Here is a 19,852-nt window from a genome sequence, read left to right on the forward strand (position 1 = left end):
CTGGGTTCCATGACATGGATGGAGACACCGGTTCCTGGATTGGCCGCTTGCAGACGGGGCCTGTTGGTGGCCACCCTGGGGGCGGGTGCCCTGCTCGGACTGCCGGGGTGTTCGTTGATGCTGCATTCCTCCGGTCCCTGCATGCCACCCGGCTACATGTTGGATTCCCTCGTCGTTGCCCCGGGCGGGACATTGCGCGTTTCGGCTCCGGCAGCCACGTGCAATCCGCGCTATGGCGAGGCAGCAAGAGTACGGATCGATCTGGTCGACGCCCGCCAAGAGGTCCTGCTCAGCGAGCTCGCCCCAATGTCGGACGACGGATCCTTCAGCCATGTGCTGGACATCCCGGCTACCCTGAAACCAGGCACCTACGGCATCTCGGCGGCTCCCGATTCCGTGGACTGGTGCGACGACACCGGACACAACAATCGGGTGGAGAATCCCGGTTTCGGGGACAGCGGGTTGAGCGCGGTGCGTGCCGCCTGTGCCACGCCCCATGTGGCCGTCCGCGTGACCGGCTAGCCTCGCGGCCGCAGGTGCCCGCCAAGGCTAGCTGGCACTGTGCCCGCGGGCCTTCACAGCCGGATCCGGTTCGACCCGCTCCAGGGCGTGCGGCAGGAACCTGCGCGAGTTCGTCCCGATGAAGGCCAGGGACACCATGGCCAGGATCATCATGGCGAGCATGATCCAGGCGCCGTCGGCCCATTGCGCGGCCACGGCGACCGCGGTCGGGGCCAGGAATCCCACGTAGGCCAGCGTGTAGAAGAACCCGGTGAGCTTGCCCAGCTCGTGGGCCGCGGCCAGCCGCTGAATCTCCAGCAACCCGCCGACCATCAGCAGCCCGTTTCCGCAGCCCAGCACTGCCGATGCCACCAGTCCCAGCGCGGGGCTCGGGACAAGGATCGCCGCCAGCAAGGCGGACAGGCCCACGAAAACAACGACGGTGCCGGTGAGCAGCGAGCGGGCGGAAACCACGGTGTCCAGCCGGCGGGCCAGCGGCTGGATCAGCACGCTGCAGCCCAGCGTGATGGCCACCGCTGCCGTGGCATAGGCCAGCCGGCCCTCCCCCAGCCCCGGGATGATGGCGGGAACGACGGCAAATCCGGTGGTTCCCGCGGCAAACACCCACACCGCCGCGGGCGCCACCACCAGCCGGAACCGCTTGCGGGCCTCGGGATGGGCCACCCGGGCCTCCTCGCCGGGATGGCTGGCTTGTCCTGCGGCACGGGTCTCCGGCAGCCTGGCCACCACGAAGAGCACCGGAACGCACAGGGCAATGTGCACCGCGTACGGGAGGATCGCCGGGGCCGGTGCATTGTTGGCCAGCAGCCCGCCGACCACCGGGCCGAACCAGAATCCCGCGCTGGTCAACAACGAGGCGCGCCGGGCTCCCGAGCCGGCGGCCGAGTGCAGGTCCCACGGCGCCTGGGACAGTTCCTTGACCCAACTGGTGGCCGCGGCCATGGCCAGGCCCGTGGCAACACCCGCCATGAAACGGCCGGTGAACAGGGGCAGGGTCCCGAAGACCGAGCCCATCATCGCCACGTTGGCGGCCATCGACAGGACCACGGCAAAGAGGGTGATGTGCTTGCGGCCGGTACGGTCCGAATAGCGGCCGCCCAACAGCAGCGCCGGCACCAGGCCCAGGACGTAGATGCCCAGCATCGAGGTGACCATGACCTCGGAGAACCCGCGCTCCTGCCGGTAGAAGACCAGCAGGGAGACGAACTGGTTGGCGCCCCAACCGACCATCATCAGGCTCAGTGCTGCGGGGAACCAGGGCTTGGCTGGGCGGGACATGGCTGTGATCGCGATCCTTCAGGGCGTGGTGGCACAAGTGCTTGCTGGCCAGTGTTTCATGGTTGCACGCCACCGACGGGGTTGATGACCTGGTGCATCGCCGCCCCGGTGGGCATCGCGGTGTTCGGTTCGGCCCGGTCCCCTCGTTGCACCGCGACAACCACGGACCGCCGGCTCGGGATCGTTCCCGTCCGCGCGGGCGAACCGGGCTCCTGGACCCCGGATTCGTCCACGGGTTGCCGAAGGCCCCCGGACGCCGCCGGCCAGCACCCGCGGTCGGCCGAAGCCCGGGTGCCCGGTAGGCTTGATACCTGATTCCGCGAAGGCTCCCCCGGGCAACGGCGCACCACGCGCCCCCGGCCGAGGGAGCCTTGCGCGTGGCCAACCCACCGACCAACAGCAGGGGCAACATACATGGACAGCAGCATCGACACGCGACCGTTCTTCCTGGATTGCGACACCGGGATCGATGACGCGCTGGCCCTGGCCTACCTGCTGGGGGCCGGGGCCAACCTGGTGGGCATCGGCTCGGTCGCCGGAAACACCAGCGCGGCGCAGGGCGCGGTCAACACGCAGAACCTGCTGGCCCTCTCCGGCCACGCGGGAATCCCTGTCGCGCTGGGCCACCACGACGCGCAGGCCCGCCCGTACGGCGGCGGGGCACCCCACGTGCACGGGATCAACGGCATCGGCGAGGTCCGGCTTCCCGACGCGGGCCTGGAGCTTGCGCCCGAGTCCGCGCCCGAGATGCTGGTGCGGCTGGCCCGGGAGCACGCCGGGGAATTGCGCGTCATCGCCATCGGCCCGCTGACCAACATCGCTTCTGCGCTGCGCCTGGACCCGGAGCTGCCCTCCCTGGTGAAGGAACTGACCATCATGGGCGGTGCGGCCCTGGCCCCGGGCAACATCACCCCCGCGTCCGAGGCCAACATCCACAATGATCCCGAGGCCGCCGCCGAGGTCTTTGCCGCCGGGTGGGAGATCGTGCTGGTGCCGCTGGATGTGACCATGGACCACGTGCTGGAGGAACACGACCTCGAGACCCTGGCGGCCAGCCCGTCACCGGCCGTGCAGGCCGTCGCGGCGATGCTCGGCTACTATTTCGACTTCTACCGCAGCGTCTTTGGCCGGCGCTGCTCGGTCATGCACGACCCGCTGGCCGCGGCCATCGCGATCGGGAAGGTGCGGCCGGCCTCCGCGCCGTACGCACGCGTGGTCGTGGACGCCACCGACGGGCCGGGGCGCGGGCAGACCATCTGCGATCTGCGCGGACGCTACAAGGGCCACCCCAAGCCGGAGGGCGCGCGCTGCCGCGTGGTGCTGGCTGCCACCGGGGACGCCATCGGGGAGATCATGCGCGGCACCCTGGCGCTGGCCGACGCACCATTGGCGGCCCGCCCGTGAAACTGCCCGTTGCCGAACTGCACATACACCTGGAAGGGACGCTGGAGCCCGAGACCATCCTGCGCCTGGCCGGGCAGAACAACATCGACCTGCCCTGGCCTTCGCTTCAGGAGCTGCGCGCGCAGTACAACTTCAGCAACCTGCAGTCCTTCCTGGACCTGTTCTACGCGAACATGGCGGTGCTGCGCACCGCTGCGGACTTCCAGGAGATCACCACCGCCTACCTGCACCGGGCCCACGCATCCGGGGTGCGGCACGTTGAGCTGTTCTTCGATCCCCAGGCCCACCTCGAGCGCGGCCTGGCACTTGCCGAGGTGATCGCCGGGATCCGTGCGGGCCTCGACGCGGGCCTGGCCCGCTGGGGCATCACGCACCGGCTCATCGCCTGCTTCTGGCGCCATGCCCCCGCCGAATCGGCGATGGAGATCCTGCGCACCCTGGTGCAGGAAAGGCACGCCATCGACGGCATCGGGCTGGATTCCTCGGAACTCGGCTACCCACCGATCCTGTTCCAGGAGGTCTTCGCCTACGCCCGCGAACACGGCTTGCACGTCGTGGCCCATGCCGGCGAGGAAGGCCCGGCCGAGTACATCGTCCAGGCCCTTGACCTGCTGAAGGTCGAGCGCATCGACCACGGAATCCGCTGCCTCGAGGACCCGGCCCTGGTTCAACGGCTGGTGAAAGAGCAGATGCCGCTGACCGTGTGCCCTCTGTCGAACGTGCGGCTGCGAACGGTTGACACCATGGCCGAGCATCCGCTGCGGCGGATGCTGGAGGCGGGGCTGAAGGTATCGATCCACTCGGATGACCCCGCCTACTTCGGCGGCTACCTGGACGCGAACCTTGCCGCGGTCATCGGGCAGTTCGAGCTGAGCCGCGAGGAGCAGGCGGTGCTGGCCCGGAACTCGATCGAGTCCTCCTTCCTGGAGGAGCCGGCGAAGGCGCGCCTGTGCGCCGAGGTGGACGCCTGGCTGGCCGCCGAACACCTGTAGCGGGCGGTTAAGGGCGCCCGGGAAGCGAGCGGCTGGGAACCACGGTCGCTTCCCGGGCGCGGGATGCGCGGCCGTCGGGTTCTGGGGGGAGAACCGGGCCGCGCGTCCCAAGGGCGGTGATGGGGAGGGGCGGCATGCCGCCTCCGGCGCCCTTTGCGGCACCAGTGAAGTCCCTGCATGGGGGAGCAGGAAATTCCCTGGCGGATCGAGGACCACGGCCGGCTCCCGCTGGAGCCGGCTCGTGGAAGAGCTGCCTTGCTAGGGCACCAGGTAGTTGCTGTCGCGGGCGTCGGTGATGAGCATGTGCCCGGGCGCGTGGCCGATGGCCAGCGCGGGCTTGGATTCCATGACCGCCGCCTGCGGAGTGACCCCGCAGGCCCAGAACACCGGGATGTGCCCGGCGGGAATGTCCACCGGATCCCCGAAGTCCGGCTTGGACAGGTCGGTGATGCCAAGTTCCTCGGGGTTGCCGATGTGCACCGGGGCCCCGTGCACGGCCGGGTAGCGGGACGTGATGCGCACGGCATCGGACACCTGGGAGGCGGGGATCGGGCGCATCGACACCACCATGGGTCCGGACATCGACCCGGCGGAGGCGCTGCGGATGTTCGACTTGTACATCGGCACGTTCACGCCCTGGTCGATGTGGGCGATCTTGATGCCGCCCTCCATCAATGCGGTCTCGAAGGTGAACGAGCAGCCCACGATGAAGGTGACCAGGTCATCGCGCCAGTACTCGGACAGGTCGGTGGGTTCTGCGACCTTCACGCCGTTTTCGTAGACCACGTACTTCGGCACGTCGGTGCGGATGTCCCCGCCTTTCAGCAGTTCCCCGCTGGTCTCCCCCGCGTCCAGCACGCCCAGGATAGGGCAGGACTTGGGGTTGCGCTGGGCAAAGAGCAACACGTCGAAGGCCTGGTCCCTGGGCACGATGATCAGGTTGGCCTGCGCGTAGCCCAGGGAGAACCCGGCGGTCGGCACGGCCAACCCGCTGCGGAACAGTTCACGTGCCCGGGCCGGGGAAAGAGCGGCTCGTTCCCCGGTTCCGGGTGTTGGCGAATTGGCGGGTGTCATGGTTGCTGGAGTCCTTCCGGAGGGGTGGATGTGGCTGGCGGGCTGTGGGGCGTTCGGGCTAGGCCCAGAGCTTGGAGAGGCCCGCCAGGGAGTTCCAGCCGAGGAAGAGCGTCAAAAGCCAGGTGGCCACGCCGATGCCGAGCAGCCACTTGGGGTACACGTAGCCCTGCAGCAGGTCGCGGCGGCGCCAGGCCGCATAGAGCAGGACCGCGAAGCCGACGGGCAGGATCAGTCCGTTGAAAGCGCCGGCGAAGATCAGCAGCGTCTGCGGGGCCTGGCCCAGGAAGAGGTAGATGACCGCGCACACCGCGATGAACGCGACGGTGATCAGGTTGCGGGTGCGTTCGGGGGTGGTGGACTTCGTGATGAAGGAAACCGAGGTGTAGGCGGCACCGATGACGGAAGTCAGGGCCGCGGCCCAGAGGATCACGCCGAAGGAACGCATGCCGATATCGCCCGCGGCGATGCCGAAGGCCTCGGCGGCCTTGTTGTTCGTGGTCAGCACGGCTCCGCCGGCGACGACTCCAAGGATGGCCAGGAAGAGCAGCACGCGCATGATGCCGGTGACGATGATGCTCAGGATGGAGGTCTTGGTGATGTCCTTGATGTTCTCGATGCCGGCGGCGCCGGAGTCGAGCATGCGGTGGGCGCCGGCGTATGTGATGTAGCCGCCGACGGTGCCGCCGATCAGCGTGGTGATGATCAGGAAGCTGATGTTTTCCGGAAGGACGGCGTTCTTCAGGGCCTCGCCCACCGGGGGTGCGGCGACGATGGCCACGTAGAGCATCAACAGGATCATGATCGCGCCGAGCATCACCACGATCTTGTCCAGTGCCATGCCGGCTCGCTTGGACAGGAAGATCAGGATCGCCACGACGGCGGAGATGATGCCGCCGATCTTGGGATCGAGCCCCATCATGGCGTTCATGCCCAGGCCTGTGCCGGCGATGTTGCCGATGTTGAAGACCATTCCGCCGATGAAGACCAGGGCGGCCAGGACCCAGCCGATGCCCGGCAGGACCTTGTTGCCGAGCTCCTGGGCGCGCAGACCCGAGACGCCAATGATGCGCCACACGTTCAGCTGGACGGCGATGTCCACCAGGATGGAAACGACAATCGCGAAGGCGAAGGAGGCGCCGATCTGGACGGTGAATTCGGTGGTCTGGGTGATGAAGCCGGGCCCGATGGCGCTGGTGGCCATGAGGAACATGGCGCCCAGCATTGCGGTGCGCCTGGCTGAAGTGCTGAGCTTCGGTTTCGTGCTAGGAGTGGCCATGATTCCATCCATCGGGTTGCGGGTGACTGCTGTCACAGGTGGGAGCGATGAGAAGTACACTACAGGTTGTTGAACAATCCTGGCAATAGGTTGTTCAACAATTTATCCTGGGCATCCCCTCCCCCGACGCCGAAGGAAACCCGCGGATTGCACCCGAACCCGGACACGACGAGGCCCTTCCCTGCGCCGCGGTTCGCCGGCGCAGGGAAGGGCCCAAACAGCCGCGGCTCAGGCGCCGTGCTCGTACGTGAGACAGTCCGCATTGTCCGCGCCGGGCCCCACGCGCACCGATTCCGCCGCACACATCAAGTGGTCATTGTGGGTGCATTCCATGCGCTGGCAGGCACCCACCGAGGCCAGGATCTTGGGCAGGCCGCCGTGCACGCCGGTGTCGATGAACGTCGCGCATTGCGCGTGGTCGGCATTTCCGCCGATGGTGATGCCGGATGCCCCGCAATGGGTGTGGTCATTGAACGAGCAATTGGACACGGAACATTCGGTAACGGGCACGGTGACTGTCATGATGCACTCCTCGAACCGGCGGTCTCGCGGATTTCGAACCGCTCTAGGTACCACGGTAACCCCAAACCGTGCCCGGAAATTAGTGCTGTTTATGGGTCCTAATCGGGAGGGTCGCTACCCTCGGGTAAACGATTGCGGGGCGCGATTCCATGCGCGGAACATGCCCGAATCCCGATCGCGCACCCCGCCTACGGTGATGCACCTCACGCGCGGGACGTGCGTGCGGCTGTAGCCTGACAGGGTGAAGTTTCTCAACGATGTGCGCCCCGCCCATGACCTGACCTACAGCGACACCTTCATGGTTCCCTCGCGATCGGCGGTGGTGTCCCGCTCCGGGGTGGACCTGGCCACCCCCGACGGGGTCGGAACCTCCATTCCGCTGGTGGTCTCCAACATGACGGCCGTCGCCGGCAAGCGCATGGCCGAAACCGTCGCCCGCCGCGGCGGGGTCACGATCCTGCCCCAGGACATTTCGCTGGCCGCCCTCACCGACATGGTCACGAAGGTCAAGGCAGCACACACCGTCTTTGAAACCCCCATCACCGTGGACGTCAACGACTCTGTCTCCACCGCGCTGGCCCTGCTGGGCAAGCGCTCCCATGGCGCGGCGGTGGTGCTCGACGGGCACCGCCCGGTGGGCATCGTCACGGAAAAGGACTGTTTCGAGGTCGACCGCTTCACCCCGATCAACAAGGTCATGACCCCGGACATCGTCACGGTGGCCAAGGACGCGGACCTGGACTCGGTGTTCGACACCCTGGCCACCCGGCACCTGGGCATGGTCCCGGTGCTCGACGGCGAGCACCTGGCCGGCGTGCTGACGCGCAAGGGCGTGCTGCGCTCCGGGCTCTACACCCCCGCGGTGGACCCGGACGGCCGGCTCATGGTCGGTGCGGCCGTAGGCATCAACGGAGACGTCGGCTCCAAGACCCGGGAACTTCTCGAGGCCGGTGTGGATGTGATCGTGCTGGACACCGCCCACGGGCACCAGGAAAAGATGATCGAGGCCCTTCCGCTGGCGGTCGCCGCCCGCGACGACTATGCCCGGCGCACCGGGCGCCGGATCCAGATTGCTGCCGGAAACGTGGTCACCGCCGCCGGAACCCGCGACCTGGCCGCGGCCGGCGCCGACATCCTGAAGGTCGGGGTGGGACCCGGGGCCATGTGCACCACCCGGATGATGACCGGGGTGGGTCGTCCGCAATTCTCCGCGGTCCTGGAATGCGCCACCGCCGCGAGGGAGGCCGGCGTCGAGGTGTGGGCCGATGGCGGAGTCAAGTACCCGCGCGACGTGGCCCTGGCCCTGGCCGCCGGCGCCGCGTCCGTGATGATCGGTTCCTGGTTCGCCGGGACCTACGAATCGGCCGGGGACCTGGCCTCCGACGGCGAGGGCCGGCTCTACAAGGAGAGCTTCGGCATGGCCTCGGCGCGCGCGGTGCAGCAACGCACCCGGCACCAGTCGGCCCTCGAGCGTGCCCGCGCCGCGCTCTTCGAGGAGGGGATCTCGCATTCCCGCATGTACCTGGATACGCAGCGTCCGGGCGTGGAGGACCTGATCGATTCGATCGTTTCCGGGGTCCGCTCGTCCTTCAGCTATGCCGGGGCCGCTTCGATTGCGGAGTTCCGCGAGCGCGTCATCGTCGGGGTGCAGTCGGCCGCCGGCTACGAGGAGGGACGCCCGCGCGAGGTGTCCTGGTAGCCCAAGGCTACAGCCAGGGCACCGCTCCCTGGCTGTGCTCGAAGACCAGCGACGTCTGGGTGGTGGCCACCGCCGGGTTTGCCGACAGGTTGTCGAGCACGAACTGGCGCACGTCCTTCGAGTCGCGCACCGCCACGTGGATCAGGAAATCGTCGGCGCCGCCCAGGAAGAACAGCTGCGTGACCCCGGGCTTGGCGCGCATTTCTTCGGCAAAGGAGGACATCAGGTGGCGGGCGCCGGGGCGGATCTTCACGAAGATCAGCGCCTCGAGCGCGTGGCCGAGCACCTCGGGGTCGATTTCCAGGGTGAAGCGGCGGATGACGCCCGCCGAGCGCAAGGCGTTGAGCCGGGCCAGGCAGGTAGAGGGGGCGATGCCCAGTTCCTCGGCAAGCGAGTTGTTGGTGCGGCGCGCATTCTCCGTGAGCATGCGCAGCAGCCCGCGGTCGATGTCGTCCAGCTCCACGGGGTTGGACTGGCGAATATTCCTTTGAGTGATGGCCATGCCGGTACCCAGCTTTCGCACTAAAACATTGGTTCCCTGAATCGTACCGACGAATATTTGCCAAAGCGCCCAACGCGCCGCAGGAAGAACACGACGGTGCGCCAGCTCCTTGACTGGACTTCATGGCCGGGCCGATTGCGGGAGCCTGCGCGTCAGGAGTTTTGCCGGCGGTAGCGGATCCACGCCAGGGTCGTAATCGCCAGCACCAAGGCTCCCGCCACGATCCACTGCCAGCCGAGGGCCAGCCATGCGTAGATCACGGCCATGCCCACGGTGGAATAGATGGTGGCCCAGATCAGGCAGCCGACGACGACCGCCGGGAGGTAGCGCAGCACCGGCATCCGGGCGACACCCGCGCTGGCGTTGACCGCGGTCTGGATGCCCACGGTCATGAAGGACAGCGGGATCGCGAAGATGCCCCAGCGCTGGATGAAGCGTTCGGCCCGCTGGTAGATCGGCCCGGTGAGCACATGCTGGAACCGGGTGTGCTTCACCCCGGCGGCGATGCCGCGGCCCAGCCAGTAGGTGGTGTTTGCACGGGCCATGGAAAGCAAAAAGAGAAACGCAAAGGCCCATCCAAAAGGCGCGTCTCTTAACCAGTCCATGAGCTCCAGCCTATCTGTGCCGGGTCATGGAGCCGGACTTTCGTGAGCCGCCATACATCGAACGGCCAGTGCGTATTTCCTAGGGAACCGAGCGGATGTTGCGCACCAGCAAGGCACCGAAGATGCCGATGATGGCTGCCACGATGAACAGGGCCGTATAGCCACCGAGCACCTTCACCGAAACGAACGCCAGCGCGGGGGCAATGACCTGGGGCAGGGAGTTGGCCACGTTGATCACGCCCATGTCCTTGCCCCGGGACTTGGCCGAGGGCAGCACCTGGGTCAGCAGCGCAAAGTCCACGGCCAGGTACGCGCCGAAACCGAGCCCCAGCACCGCGGCACCGATGATGGCGCCGGTGAAGTTCTGCGACACGGCAATGATCAGTGCGGAGCAGGCCACCACGATCGAGGAGACGATCACGAAGATCTTACGCTTCCCGCTCCTGTCGCTGATCGGCCCCAGGATCACTGCGCTGATGATCACCATGACCGCGTAGATGCCGGTCAGCACCAGCACCCCGCCGGCGGGATCCGGGTGCTTGACGACGTCGGTGAGGAAGAAGAGCAGGTAGACGATGGTCATTTGGTTGCCGGTGTTCATCATGAACCGGGTCAACCAGGCCCACCCGAAGTCGCGGTGGGTCAGCGGGTTGATCCAGAAGCCCTTGGCGAACTCCAGCAGGTTGAAGGCGGGGCGGAACTCGCGTGGCAGCTGCGGGTCGTTGGACCGCAGCACGTAGGGGATCACGGAAACCAGCAGGGCCGCGGCGCAGATCATGTAGCCCACGGCGATGTTCCCGGTGATGGCGAAGCCCACCACCGCGCCCAGCAGGATGCCCACGGTCTGGCCCATGGCGGCCAGCCCGCCGATGCCCCCGCGCCGGCGCTCCGGAACGCGGTCCGGGATGGTGGCGGTGACGGCCGAATAGGCGGCGTTGGCGCCGGCCTGCAGCCCGCACCAGCCCAGCAGCATCAGCGCGACGGTGGTGGCCCCGGAGAGCATCAGCAGCGAGGCGGCGCCAAGGATGGCCCCGGCCAGGATCCACGGCGAGCGGCGTCCCATCTTGGAGACCGTGCGGTCCGAGAGCGCGCCGAAGAGCGGGTTGGCCACCAGTGCCACCGAGGCGCCGCAGGCGGTGACCAGCGAGAGGATCGCTTCCTTGGACCCGGCATCGATCGCCGTGGCCTGCAGCCCCAGCAACACATTGATGGGGGCGAAGAAGACGATGTTGATGCCGATGTTGATCGCCACGACCGAGGCCACCCAGCTGCGGGCGACGTCCTTGGTCGGCGTGCGCAGGGCCTCGGGGAGCCCCGCCTCGCCGCCGCCGGCAAGGGCCGTGGGATCGTTGGGTGTGCGCGCCAACTAGATCATGCCCGAGAGCATGCCGGCTCCGGTCCCCACGAGCAGGGCCCCGATGAGCAGCCAGGTGATCACTTTGACACGTTTGCGAATCGATTCCATAGTGCGTTTATCGTAGGCGAGTTTTGCTCCGAACGCCCCTTTGACGACACCTGTCTTGCGCGTACCGCGCATGCTTTCGGACCGGGGCAGATTACGCTACTGGCATGAGCAAAAGCGGATCCGAGCAAATGTTGTGGGCACCGCGCCACAGCGGCTGGAATCTGGCCCACCATTTGGTGCCGTCCTTTGTGTTGCTGGCCTTCCTGGCGGGCACCGGGGTGTACGCGCTGCTGCACGAGCGGCCGGTGCTTTCCACCGGGCTGCTGGCCAGCGCCCTGGCCGTGCTGATGGGCGTGGTGGCGGCCTATCGCCGCCCGACCGAGGACCAGGCGGCCGCGACCGCGGCGGTCGGAACCAGCACGGGACCGCGGGCAGCCACGTGCTTCCCGATGTTCCGGACCTCCCCGCAGTGGGCCGCCGCGGTGATGGGCCTGGCCGTGGTGATCCTGGTGGCCACCGTGGCGCTGAGCGCACGGCTGCTGATCATCCACAGCTACGACCCGATGGTACTGATCGTCCTGCTGACGGTCTTCCTGCTCGGGATCGGGGTCTATGTCTTGAACCGCGGGATCCGCATGGCGCGCATTGCCGCCGCATCCCAGGATCCCGGGGTCTACCTCACCCGCAGCCGCATCGTGCTTTATTCCTCGCGCGGAACCCGGGAAATCTACTGGAACGACCTCGAGGGCATCGAGCCAACCGATCCGGCCCGCCACCGGCCACTGGGCAGGCGCGGCCCTGCCTGGATCGTGGTGCGTCCCCGGGCCGGGGAGGCCGTCGGAGCCAAGTCCCTGGTGATCCTGGTCCACGAGCTCACCGCCAACCCGGACCAGCTGATGCGCACCCTGGAGCATTACTGGGTCAACCCGGCGGACCGGGCCGAGCTCGGGACGGCCGCGGCGCTGGAGCGCGTGCGGGGATTCACCTCGCAGTCCTAGTTCCCGCCGGCGGCCGTTCCCGGATGCAGCAGCACCCGCCCGGCAAGGACCTGGACCTTGTGGGTGCGGGCATCGCGGACGGCCGGCAGGCACAGCACCTTCCCGTCGCGCAGGCAAAAGCGCGAGGAATGCAAGGGGCATTCGACCTCGTCGTCCTCGATCCAGCCCTCGGACAGGGACGCGACCTCGTGCGGGCATTCATCATCCAGCGCGTAGTAAACCCCGGAGTCGGCGCGAAAGAGCCCTATGTCCTCCGGGTATCCGCTGGTTTCCGCGGGGACCAGCAGGGCCGTGCCCGGTTCGAGCAGGTCCTCGCCACCCAGGTCGACGGCCGGCAAACCGGGGCTTTTTTCGGTGTCCATGTGATTCGCGCACCTCTCCGTCGGGAGGGCAGCCCGGGAGAACCGGCCGCCACTGCCCCCAGTCTTGCCCTTCCGCGCACCGGCGGGCAAGGGGCACGAAGGAAGGGCCGGGAGTCAGCGGGCCAGTTTCTTCAGCGGGACTTCGGGGTCGGCAAGCGCTTCGGGCGGAACAATGATGCCGCGGTCGATGATGCGCCGGGCCGCCCGGATCATCAGCCCGCCGTCGATCGCCGCGGCCCCGAGCATCCGCCCGTCCGCGGCAACGTTGAAGGCGGCCACCGGTTCCCCCTCTTTCAGGCGCAGGATGGTGGTGCCCTCGGCGTTCATGTCCCCCACACCCTCGACGTGGGTGCCGTGGCGGTCGGACCAGAACCACGAGGCACCGTGCACCGGTGGTTCCTGGCCCAGGATCGCCGCGGCCGCGGTGGCCCCGGTGTTCATGGCGTGTTCCCAGTGCTCTCCGCGCCGTTGCAGCGTCCCGTCGGCGGACCGGGTGCGGGCCATGTCCCCCACCGCGTAGATCCCCGGGTGCGAAGTGCGCTGGTGCTCGTCGACCAGCACGCCGTTGTCGGTCGCCAGGCCTGCGCCCTGGGCGAGGGCGGTGTTGGGGATGATGCCGATGCCCACGAGCACCTCGTCGCATTCGAGGACCCGGCCGTCGGCCAGCTCGATCCGGCGGCCCGCCCCGGTTCGCGTGATGCCCGCGGGCGTGCCGTGGACGACGGTGATGCCCGCACCGGAGTGCATGGCGTGCAGGCGTCGCGCCAGCTCTGGGCCCACGGCGGGCACCAGCGGGGTCTCGACGGGGTCGATCAGCGTGACCTCTGCCCCGAGGGCGAGGGCCGAGGAGGCGACCTCGGCGCCGATGAGTCCGGCCCCGACGATGGCCAGCCGGATGCCCGGGGCGAGCTTGCCGCGCAGCGTGTCTGCATCGGCGCGGCTGCGCAGCACCAGCACCGAGTCCAGGTCGCCGCCGGCCACCGGCAACGGACGGGCGGAGCCGCCGGTGGCCAGCACCAGGATGTCGGCGTGCAGTTTCCTGCCGTCCTGCAGTTCCACGCCCAGCGGTTCGATCGCCAGCGCGTGCACCGTGGCGCGGAGAAGTCCGACCCGGTGTTCGGAGAACCAGGAGGCCGGCGCCAGTTCGATGCCCGCGGCGTCCTTGTCCCCCAGCAGGTAGGCCTTGCTCAGCGGTGGGCGGTCGTAGGGAATCCCGGCGGGGTCGATGAGGTCGATGGTCCCGGTGAAGCCGCGCGTGCGCAGGTTCTGCGCGACGGTGAACCCGGCCAGGCCGCCGCCAACGATCAGGATGGATTCAATGCTCATGGTTGTGTGGTGCCGATCCGTGGATGTGGTCATGGACGTTCAGTGCTGCGTGCTGGCACGAGTTTGTGCCCGACTGCTGCCCTCCCATCATCCCGCGCGGGCGGGCTCCGCCACAAAGCGGGGACGGCCGTCCGTGGTGTCCGGGGCAACGTGCAACGGCGCTTCGACGAGCACCGAGGCCAGTTTCCGGCCCGCCGCGTGCAGGATCAGCTGACTGTGCGCCGGGTTGGCCACGGCTCCGGCTGGTGGGCCGTCGGCCCAGGCCCAGCCGTGGCGCCCGGCCAGCGCGCGCAAATTCGACCGGTTCCGCTGCTGCAGTGCGGTGGGGTCGGCCGGGAAGCTTCCCGGCACCAGCACCCCGCGGGCAAAGCCGCGCGCCGCGGCGGCTTCCAGGGTCAGCGCCGTGTGGTTCAACGTCCCCAGGTCCGGGCGGGTGGCCACCACCAACCGGGCACCCAGCCCGCGGCCAATATCCGCGATGGTTTCCCCCGCCAGGGTCAAGGGCACCAGCAGGCCGCCGGCGCCCTCGATGAGCAGCACATCGTGCCACTTGGCCAGCGCCCGGGCGCGACGCAGATGGTCGGCCAGGGTGGGCAGCGCCGCGGCGGCTGCCGGGCCCCCTGCGTGCAGCGCGGCATCCACCGGGGCCATCGGATCTTTCAGCCGCACTCCCTCGGACAGGGTGAGCTCCGGCGGGTTCCCCAGCCAGGACCCGATCGCGTGCACATCCCCGCCCTGCCCCGGTTCCACGCCGGTTTGGGCGGGCTTGTAGATGGCCCCCGAATGCCCCGCATCCAGGGCTCCGGCGGCCAGGGCCGCGGTGAGGACGGTCTTGCCGACGTCGGTGTCGGTCCCGGTGACGGCGACGATCATGCCGCCACCCCCGCACCCGGCCACGAGCTGAACACGGTACGCGGCCACTGGAAGGAGAGCAGGTGCATCCAGTCCGGTTCCCCGCCGGCCGGGTTGAGCCCCGGCAGCGCGCGGGCCGCGGTGTGCAGCACCACCTCGGTTTCCATCCGTGCCAGCCCCGCGCCGAGGCAGCGGTGGATCCCGAACCCGAAGGCCAGGGAATCATCGTCCCCGTCCTCCATCAGGGCACCGCCCGAGAGCCGGAGCACCAGCTGCTCCCCGGCGGCAAAGCGCACACCATCCAGCTCGATGTCGGCCCGCACCACCCGGCGCCAGGTCGGCACCGAGGACGCGCGCGCCAGCGACCGGGCCACCAGCTGTGCGGCCGCGGATTCCTGCGCGCAGGAATCCCAGCGGCCCCCGTGCAGCGCGGCGGCCAGCGTCGTGGAGATGAGCATCGCGGTGGTCTCCTGTCCGGCAATGGTCAGGAAGTAGCCCAGTGAGCGGATCCGGTCCAGGTCCACCCCGCCTTGGTGCAGCGCCGCATAGAGGTTTCCGTCGTCGCGGGCCACGGCCTGCGCGACCGAGGTGCGCAGCCACGCGTGGAATCCGGCGGCGCTGGCGGCAAGTTCCCGCTGCCGGGCGGCGTCGGGCCAGCCCCAGAAGAGCTCCAGGGAATCGAGGCTCCAGGCCTTGAGGTCGGCGGCGGGCGGGACCGGGATCCCGGTGAGCCGGGCCATGACCTCGGGCGGGATGACCGCGGCCAGGTGCGCGGCCAGGTCGACGCGGGCGCCGTTGCGGTAGTCGGCGGCCAGTGCGGCGCAGATCCCGGCCACGCGTGCCCGGATGGGCTCCGCCTGGGCGGCGACCCTGGCGGGGCTGAAGAAGCGTGCCACGATGCGGCGGACCGCCAGGTGCGCTGCCCCGCCGGCGCTGGCCAGCACCGGGGGCAGGAAGAAGCGTTCGGCGGCCAGGACGCGCAGGGCCGCGGGTTCGAGGTCGATGGCGGTGTCCAGGGCGTTGGCCGGGGTGAAATCCTCGGGGCGCTGCAGGATCCGGCGCACCAGGGCGGGGTCCTCGATGCTGCGGTAGCGGTTGTTGACCGCCTCGGGGTAGGTGCCGGGCAGGGCCGTGGCCAGCGGCGCGGACGTTGGGGCAACGGCCGTGGACCCGGCAAAGGGACAGCTCATGATTCTTCCTCCAGGATGGTGGCGGCAATGGTGTGCAGCGCGGCGAGCAGCTCGCGCCGGTGGTGGTTGGCGTGGGCGGTGATCCGCAGCCGGGACACCCCGTCGGGCACGGACGGGGGCCGGAAGCAGGCCACGGCGATGCCGCGGGCGCGCAGGGCCGCGGCGGTGCGCACCGCGGTGGCGGCGTTGGCCATGGTGATCGAGTGCACCGCGCCGGCGCCCCGCTCGATGCGCCCGGAAAGATGCGGCACCGCGGACAGTGTGTCGTGCACAAGGGCGGCGTTGCGTTCCAGCCGTCCCAGCAGTTGCGCGTCGGCCAGTTCCAAGGCGGCCAGTGCGGCGCCGGCCGCGGCCGGGGCCAGCGCGGTGTCAAAGAGGAAGCTGCGGGCGGTGTTCACCAGGTGCTCGCGCAGCAACCCCGCCGTTTCCCCGCCCAGCAGCACCACCCCGCCCTGGGAGCCCAGGGCCTTGGAGAGCGTGGCGGTGGCGATGACGTGCCCGGAACCTGCCAGCCCGGCGGCACGCAGCGCCGAGCCGTTGCGCGTGGCGGCCAGCGAGTGGGCCTCGTCGACGAGAAGCAGCGCGCCGAACTCGGCGCACAGCGCATCCGCGGCGGCCAGGTCGGCGGCATCCCCCAGCACCGAATAGAGGGATTCGAGCACCAGCGCCACGCGCGGGGCCGGTGCCGGCGAGTCGCGGTTCGCCTCGAGCAGCGCCCTGGCGGCGTCGAGGTCGTTGTGCGCGGCTGTGGCCACCCTGGCCCCGGAGAGGCGGGCGCCGTCGATCAGGCTGGCGTGGGCATGGGCGTCGAGGATGAAGTGGCTGCCCGGTCCGCCCAGGGCCTGCAGGACACCGATGTTGGCGGTGTAGCCGCTGGAAAAGACCAGCGCGGTGTTCCTGCCGGTGTAGGCGCACAGCGCCTCCTCGAGCGCGCTGTGCACCGCCACGGTGCCGGTGGCCACGCGGCTGGCGGCGGCACCGGCTCCGTGGCGGGCCGCGGCCTCCCCGGAGGCGGCACGCACCGCCGGGTGCGTACCCAGGCCCAGGTAGTCGTTGGAGGCCAGGTCCACCAGGTGCCCGCGATCGCTCTCCACCCGGTGCAGCCCGCGGGCCGCGCGCACCCGTGCCCGCCCGCCCAGCCACGTTCCCCACGCCTCCGGAACGGCCGCGGGCGCATCGGCGGCCGGGGCAAGGCTAGGGGCCGTGGACATGGTCCACCGCCGCGACAAGGGCGGCGCCCAGCAGCCGGATCTCCTCCGCGCCGCTGGTGTAGGGCGGCATCACGTAGACCAAATCGCGGAAGGGGCGCACCCATGCCCCGTGGCGCACCGCGGCCGCGGTCACCTCCGCCACGCGCACCTGCTCGTGCAGCTGGATGACGCCGACCCCGCCCAGCACCCGCACGTCCTTCACGCAGGGCAACACGGCGGCCGGGGCGAGGGCCTCGCGCAGCCCGGCATACAGTGCGGAAACCTGGCCGCTCCAGGGTGCGTCGGCGGCGCGCGGGTTGCCTCCGCCGGTGAGCAGTTCGAGGGAGGCATTGGCCACCGCGCAGGCCAGCGGGTTGCCCATGAACGTGGGCCCGTGCAGCAGCGCCGAGCCGTTGCCGTGCGCCCCGTCCAGGGCGCCGGCGACCTTCGGGGTGCAGAGCATCGCGGCCAGGCTCAGGTAGCCGCCGGTCAGCGCCTTGCCCACGCACATCACGTCCGGCACCACGCCCGCCCATTCACTGGCGAACAGCTTCCCGGTGCGCCCGAAGCCGGTGGCGATCTCATCGAGCACCAGCAGCAGGTCGTGTGCGTCGGCGATCTCGCGCAGCACGCGCAGCGCCGCCGGGGCGTAGGCGTACATGCCCCCGGCGCCCTGCAGGACGGGCTCGGCAATGATCCCGGCCAGTTCCGGGGCATGGGCCGCGGCCAGCGCGCGGGATTCGGTTTCCCAGGCGGCAAATTCGACCACGTCGAATTCCCAGCTGCCCTCCTCGGTCAGCCGGGCGGCCGGCGGCCGGGGCAGGAAGAGCTGTTCGGCCCCGGGCCGGGAGAAGGCGGCGTGCATGCCGTCCACCGGGTCGCAGACACCCATCGCCGCGAAGGTGTCCCCGTGGTAGCCGCCGCGCAGCGCCGCAAAGCGCTGCTTTCCGCTGTGCCCGCGGGCGTGCTGGTATTGCAGCACGACCTTGAGCGAGACCTCCACGGAGATCGAGCCGGAATCGGCCAGGAACACGTGGGCCAGCTCGCCCGGGGCCATGGCCACGAGCCGCTCGGCCAGTTCCACGGCCGGGGCGTGGGTCAGCCCGCCGAACATCACGTGGCTGAACGAGTCGATCTGCGCATGGGCAGCGGCATCCAGCACCGGGTTGCGGTAGCCGTGCACCATCGACCACCAGGAGCCCATGCCGTCGATGACCTCATGGCTGCCGCTGGCGTCCTCGAGGGTGAGCCGCACGCCGCTGGCACCGGTGACCGCGTAGCGGGCGCCTGCATCGAGGGAAGCGTAGGGGTGCCAGAGCAGTCCTGCGTCCCGTGCCAGCAGGTCCTGTCCCTGGCTCACCAAGGACGTTGCGGCGCTCATGCGTTGGGGCTTTCGCCGGTTCCTGCACCGCGGCGGCGCAGCACCGGTTCGGCGCCTTGGGCCGGGCCGCAACCCAGGGAAGCGCCCGCACCGCAGCCGGAACCGCAGGCACTGCCGCAGCCGGCGGGTTCGCTCGCTGCGGCAGGGGCTTCGTCGGCCCGGTGGCGCAGGCGTGCGGCAAGCTCCGCCGGGTCGGTGTCCTCCTGGCCCAGGATCACGAACCCGGCATCAGAGATCATTTCCAGGTCGCGGCGCGCATCCTGGCCCTCGGACGTGAGGTAGTCGCCGAGGAACAAGGAGTTTGCCACGGCCAGCGCGGTGGCCTGCAGGGTGCGCAGGTGCATTTCGCGGCCGCCGGCCATGCGCAGCTCGGCGGCCGGGGCGGCGAGACGGACCAGGGAGAGGATCCGCAGGCAGGCCATCGGCGTCAGGTGCCAGGTCCCGGCAAGCGGGGTGCCGTCAAAGGGCATCAGGAAGTTCACCGGGATGGAGTCGGCCTCCAGCTCGCGCAGCGCGAAGACGGCCTCGACGAGCTGCTCGGGGGTCTCGCCCATGCCCACAATGAGCCCCGAGCACGGGGAGAGCCCGGCGTCCTTGGCCGCCCCGACGGTGTCCACGCGCTCGGCGAAGGTGTGGGTCGAGCAGATCTCCGGGTAGAGGGACTCTGCGGTGTTCAGGTTGTGGTTGTAGGCATCGGCCCCGGAGGCGGCAAGCCGTTGGGCCTGCCCGGCCTTGAGGATGCCCAGGCAGGCGCAGACCTCCACCTGCGGGTGCTCGTCCTTGATCTGGCCGATCATGGTGGCCACGCGGTCCACGTCGCGGTCGCTGGGGCCCTTGCCGGAGGCGACCATGCACACGCGCGAGGCTCCGCCGGCGATGCCGAGCCCGGCCTGATGCACCGCTTCCTCGGGCTTGAGCCAGGTGTACTTGAGGATCTCGGCCTTGGAGCCCAGACGCTGGGAGCAGTAGGTGCAGTCCTCGGGGCAGAGCCCCGATTTGAGGTTGACCAGGTAGTTGACCTTCACGGTGTTGCCGAAGTGCCTGCGGCGCAGGGTTCCGGCCGCGGCAACCAGCCCGAGCGTGTCCTGGTCCTGGGTCTGCAGGACGGCGAGGGCTTCGTCGGCGGTGAGCCGGTGGCCGGCGTCGATGCGGGCGGCCAGGTCTGCTGCGTCCAGGATCCCGGCGGTGGTGGCAGGTACAGCGGGGGCGGGGATGGTATCGGTCGTGGTCATGGCGGGGCCTTCCGGTCGGGCGCTTCTCGGCGGTGCCAGGGC

The 19,852-nt window shown here is 69.6% G+C and carries 19 protein-coding genes; 5 read left to right on the top strand and 14 right to left on the bottom strand.

Annotated features, from left to right (window positions below):
- The first annotated feature begins 156 nt into the window (after positions 1 to 156).
- Positions 157 to 522, top strand: a complete 366-nt coding sequence (locus tag FPY90_RS10590) for a hypothetical protein (protein WP_498685467.1) — start codon at positions 157 to 159, stop codon at positions 520 to 522.
- Between the two features lie 27 nt (positions 523 to 549).
- On the opposite strand, the gene FPY90_RS10595 is transcribed toward FPY90_RS10590, so the two are convergent.
- Positions 550 to 1,800 (bottom strand): MFS transporter, encoded by a 1,251-nt coding sequence (locus FPY90_RS10595; RefSeq protein ID WP_498685468.1) that lies wholly within the window; start codon positions 1,798 to 1,800, stop codon positions 550 to 552.
- A gap of 414 nt (positions 1,801 to 2,214) precedes the next feature.
- Here FPY90_RS10595 and FPY90_RS10600 point away from each other — a divergent pair, with 414 nt between their 5' ends.
- On the top strand, positions 2,215 to 3,204 hold the full coding sequence (locus FPY90_RS10600) for a nucleoside hydrolase (RefSeq protein WP_498685469.1): 990 nt from the start codon (positions 2,215 to 2,217) through the stop codon (positions 3,202 to 3,204).
- The gene (locus FPY90_RS10605) at positions 3,201 to 4,196 is read left to right on the top strand and encodes an adenosine deaminase (protein ID WP_498685471.1); all 996 of its coding nucleotides are present in this window, start codon (positions 3,201 to 3,203) and stop codon (positions 4,194 to 4,196) included. Before FPY90_RS10600 ends, FPY90_RS10605 begins: the two co-directional genes overlap by 4 nt.
- A 258-nt stretch (positions 4,197 to 4,454) precedes the next feature.
- Here FPY90_RS10605 and FPY90_RS10610 read toward each other — a convergent pair whose 3' ends face one another.
- The 3 genes from FPY90_RS10610 to FPY90_RS10620 all read right to left on the bottom strand — a co-directional run bounded on the left by FPY90_RS10610 (position 4,455) and on the right by FPY90_RS10620 (position 7,068).
- Positions 4,455 to 5,270 (bottom strand): putative hydro-lyase, encoded by an 816-nt coding sequence (locus tag FPY90_RS10610; RefSeq protein ID WP_498685472.1) that lies wholly within the window; start codon positions 5,268 to 5,270, stop codon positions 4,455 to 4,457.
- A gap of 58 nt (positions 5,271 to 5,328) precedes the next feature.
- A complete protein-coding gene (locus tag FPY90_RS10615) occupies positions 5,329 to 6,546 on the bottom strand; it encodes an NRAMP family divalent metal transporter (RefSeq protein ID WP_071214030.1) in 1,218 nt (405 codons plus the stop codon).
- 228 nt (positions 6,547 to 6,774) lie between these two features.
- Positions 6,775 to 7,068 carry a DUF1540 domain-containing protein gene (locus FPY90_RS10620; protein ID WP_071214031.1) on the bottom strand — a complete coding sequence of 98 codons (294 nt, stop codon included), beginning with the start codon at positions 7,066 to 7,068 and terminating at the stop codon, positions 6,775 to 6,777.
- Between the two features lie 241 nt (positions 7,069 to 7,309).
- On the opposite strand from FPY90_RS10620, the gene FPY90_RS10625 reads away from it, so the two are divergent.
- Entirely contained in the window at positions 7,310 to 8,767 is a 1,458-nt protein-coding gene (locus FPY90_RS10625; RefSeq protein ID WP_071214032.1) for a GuaB1 family IMP dehydrogenase-related protein, read from the top strand.
- 7 nt (positions 8,768 to 8,774) lie between these two features.
- On the opposite strand, the gene FPY90_RS10630 is transcribed toward FPY90_RS10625, so the two are convergent.
- From FPY90_RS10630 to FPY90_RS10640, 3 genes are all read right to left on the bottom strand, one after another.
- Complete coding sequence (locus tag FPY90_RS10630) at positions 8,775 to 9,269, bottom strand: Lrp/AsnC family transcriptional regulator (RefSeq protein WP_071214487.1); 495 nt, start codon at positions 9,267 to 9,269, stop codon at positions 8,775 to 8,777.
- 152 nt (positions 9,270 to 9,421) lie between these two features.
- A complete protein-coding gene (locus FPY90_RS10635) occupies positions 9,422 to 9,814 on the bottom strand; it encodes a DedA family protein (RefSeq protein WP_498685473.1) in 393 nt (130 codons plus the stop codon).
- Positions 9,815 to 9,953: 139 nt separating this feature from the next.
- Positions 9,954 to 11,240: an MFS transporter gene (locus FPY90_RS10640; protein WP_498685474.1), complete on the bottom strand. Its 1,287-nt coding sequence runs from the start codon at positions 11,238 to 11,240 to the stop codon at positions 9,954 to 9,956.
- 203 nt (positions 11,241 to 11,443) lie between these two features.
- On the opposite strand from FPY90_RS10640, the gene FPY90_RS10645 reads away from it, so the two are divergent.
- On the top strand, positions 11,444 to 12,277 hold the full coding sequence (locus tag FPY90_RS10645) for a hypothetical protein (protein ID WP_139194768.1): 834 nt from the start codon (positions 11,444 to 11,446) through the stop codon (positions 12,275 to 12,277).
- On the opposite strand, the gene FPY90_RS10650 is transcribed toward FPY90_RS10645, so the two are convergent.
- The 7 genes from FPY90_RS10650 to bioB form a co-directional block, all read right to left on the bottom strand.
- On the bottom strand, positions 12,274 to 12,639 hold the full coding sequence (locus FPY90_RS10650) for a non-heme iron oxygenase ferredoxin subunit (RefSeq protein WP_071214036.1): 366 nt from the start codon (positions 12,637 to 12,639) through the stop codon (positions 12,274 to 12,276). The two genes, FPY90_RS10645 and FPY90_RS10650, sit on opposite strands and share 4 nt — an antisense overlap.
- Before the next feature lie 114 nt (positions 12,640 to 12,753).
- Positions 12,754 to 13,965 carry an NAD(P)/FAD-dependent oxidoreductase gene (locus FPY90_RS10655; protein WP_498685475.1) on the bottom strand — a complete coding sequence of 404 codons (1,212 nt, stop codon included), beginning with the start codon at positions 13,963 to 13,965 and terminating at the stop codon, positions 12,754 to 12,756.
- Positions 13,966 to 14,052: 87 nt separating this feature from the next.
- Positions 14,053 to 14,838, bottom strand: a complete 786-nt coding sequence (bioD, locus tag FPY90_RS10660; RefSeq protein ID WP_498685477.1) for a dethiobiotin synthase — start codon at positions 14,836 to 14,838, stop codon at positions 14,053 to 14,055.
- Positions 14,835 to 16,007, bottom strand: a complete 1,173-nt coding sequence (locus FPY90_RS10665) for a cytochrome P450 (protein ID WP_498685479.1) — start codon at positions 16,005 to 16,007, stop codon at positions 14,835 to 14,837. The genes bioD and FPY90_RS10665 overlap by 4 nt, the downstream gene beginning before the upstream one ends.
- Positions 16,004 to 17,218 (bottom strand): aminotransferase class I/II-fold pyridoxal phosphate-dependent enzyme, encoded by a 1,215-nt coding sequence (locus FPY90_RS10670; protein WP_498685480.1) that lies wholly within the window; start codon positions 17,216 to 17,218, stop codon positions 16,004 to 16,006. The genes FPY90_RS10665 and FPY90_RS10670 overlap by 4 nt, the downstream gene beginning before the upstream one ends.
- Entirely contained in the window at positions 17,202 to 18,578 is a 1,377-nt protein-coding gene (bioA, locus tag FPY90_RS10675) for an adenosylmethionine--8-amino-7-oxononanoate transaminase (protein WP_498685481.1), read from the bottom strand. Before bioA ends, FPY90_RS10670 begins: the two co-directional genes overlap by 17 nt.
- Positions 18,575 to 19,810: a biotin synthase BioB gene (gene bioB / locus FPY90_RS10680; RefSeq protein WP_498680880.1), complete on the bottom strand. Its 1,236-nt coding sequence runs from the start codon at positions 19,808 to 19,810 to the stop codon at positions 18,575 to 18,577. The genes bioA and bioB overlap by 4 nt, the downstream gene beginning before the upstream one ends.
- Positions 19,811 to 19,852: the final 42 nt, after the last annotated feature.

Origin of the sequence: Arthrobacter sp. C2 (genome assembly GCA_024207135.1) — a bacterium.
In the GTDB taxonomy this organism is placed as follows: domain Bacteria; phylum Actinomycetota; class Actinomycetes; order Actinomycetales; family Micrococcaceae; genus Paeniglutamicibacter.

Excerpts from the sequence above, each read along its gene's own strand:
- FPY90_RS10590 (WP_498685467.1), top strand. The coding sequence starts at position 157 with ATGTTGGATTCCCTCGTCGTTGCCCCGGGCGGGACATTGCGCGTTTCG.
- FPY90_RS10595 (WP_498685468.1), bottom strand. The coding sequence starts at position 1,800 with ATGTCCCGCCCAGCCAAGCCCTGGTTCCCCGCAGCACTGAGCCTGATG.
- FPY90_RS10600 (WP_498685469.1), top strand. The coding sequence starts at position 2,215 with ATGGACAGCAGCATCGACACGCGACCGTTCTTCCTGGATTGCGACACC.
- FPY90_RS10610 (WP_498685472.1), bottom strand. The coding sequence starts at position 5,270 with ATGACACCCGCCAATTCGCCAACACCCGGAACCGGGGAACGAGCCGCT.
- FPY90_RS10615 (WP_071214030.1), bottom strand. The coding sequence starts at position 6,546 with ATGGCCACTCCTAGCACGAAACCGAAGCTCAGCACTTCAGCCAGGCGC.
- FPY90_RS10620 (WP_071214031.1), bottom strand. The coding sequence starts at position 7,068 with ATGACAGTCACCGTGCCCGTTACCGAATGTTCCGTGTCCAATTGCTCG.
- FPY90_RS10630 (WP_071214487.1), bottom strand. The coding sequence starts at position 9,269 with ATGGCCATCACTCAAAGGAATATTCGCCAGTCCAACCCCGTGGAGCTG.
- FPY90_RS10635 (WP_498685473.1), bottom strand. The coding sequence starts at position 9,814 with ATGGCCCGTGCAAACACCACCTACTGGCTGGGCCGCGGCATCGCCGCC.
- FPY90_RS10645 (WP_139194768.1), top strand. The coding sequence starts at position 11,444 with ATGAGCAAAAGCGGATCCGAGCAAATGTTGTGGGCACCGCGCCACAGC.
- FPY90_RS10650 (WP_071214036.1), bottom strand. The coding sequence starts at position 12,639 with ATGGACACCGAAAAAAGCCCCGGTTTGCCGGCCGTCGACCTGGGTGGC.
- FPY90_RS10655 (WP_498685475.1), bottom strand. The coding sequence starts at position 13,965 with ATGAGCATTGAATCCATCCTGATCGTTGGCGGCGGCCTGGCCGGGTTC.
- bioD (WP_498685477.1), bottom strand. The coding sequence starts at position 14,838 with ATGATCGTCGCCGTCACCGGGACCGACACCGACGTCGGCAAGACCGTC.
- FPY90_RS10665 (WP_498685479.1), bottom strand. The coding sequence starts at position 16,007 with ATGAGCTGTCCCTTTGCCGGGTCCACGGCCGTTGCCCCAACGTCCGCG.
- FPY90_RS10670 (WP_498685480.1), bottom strand. The coding sequence starts at position 17,218 with ATGTCCACGGCCCCTAGCCTTGCCCCGGCCGCCGATGCGCCCGCGGCC.
- bioA (WP_498685481.1), bottom strand. The coding sequence starts at position 18,578 with ATGAGCGCCGCAACGTCCTTGGTGAGCCAGGGACAGGACCTGCTGGCA.
- bioB (WP_498680880.1), bottom strand. The coding sequence starts at position 19,810 with ATGACCACGACCGATACCATCCCCGCCCCCGCTGTACCTGCCACCACC.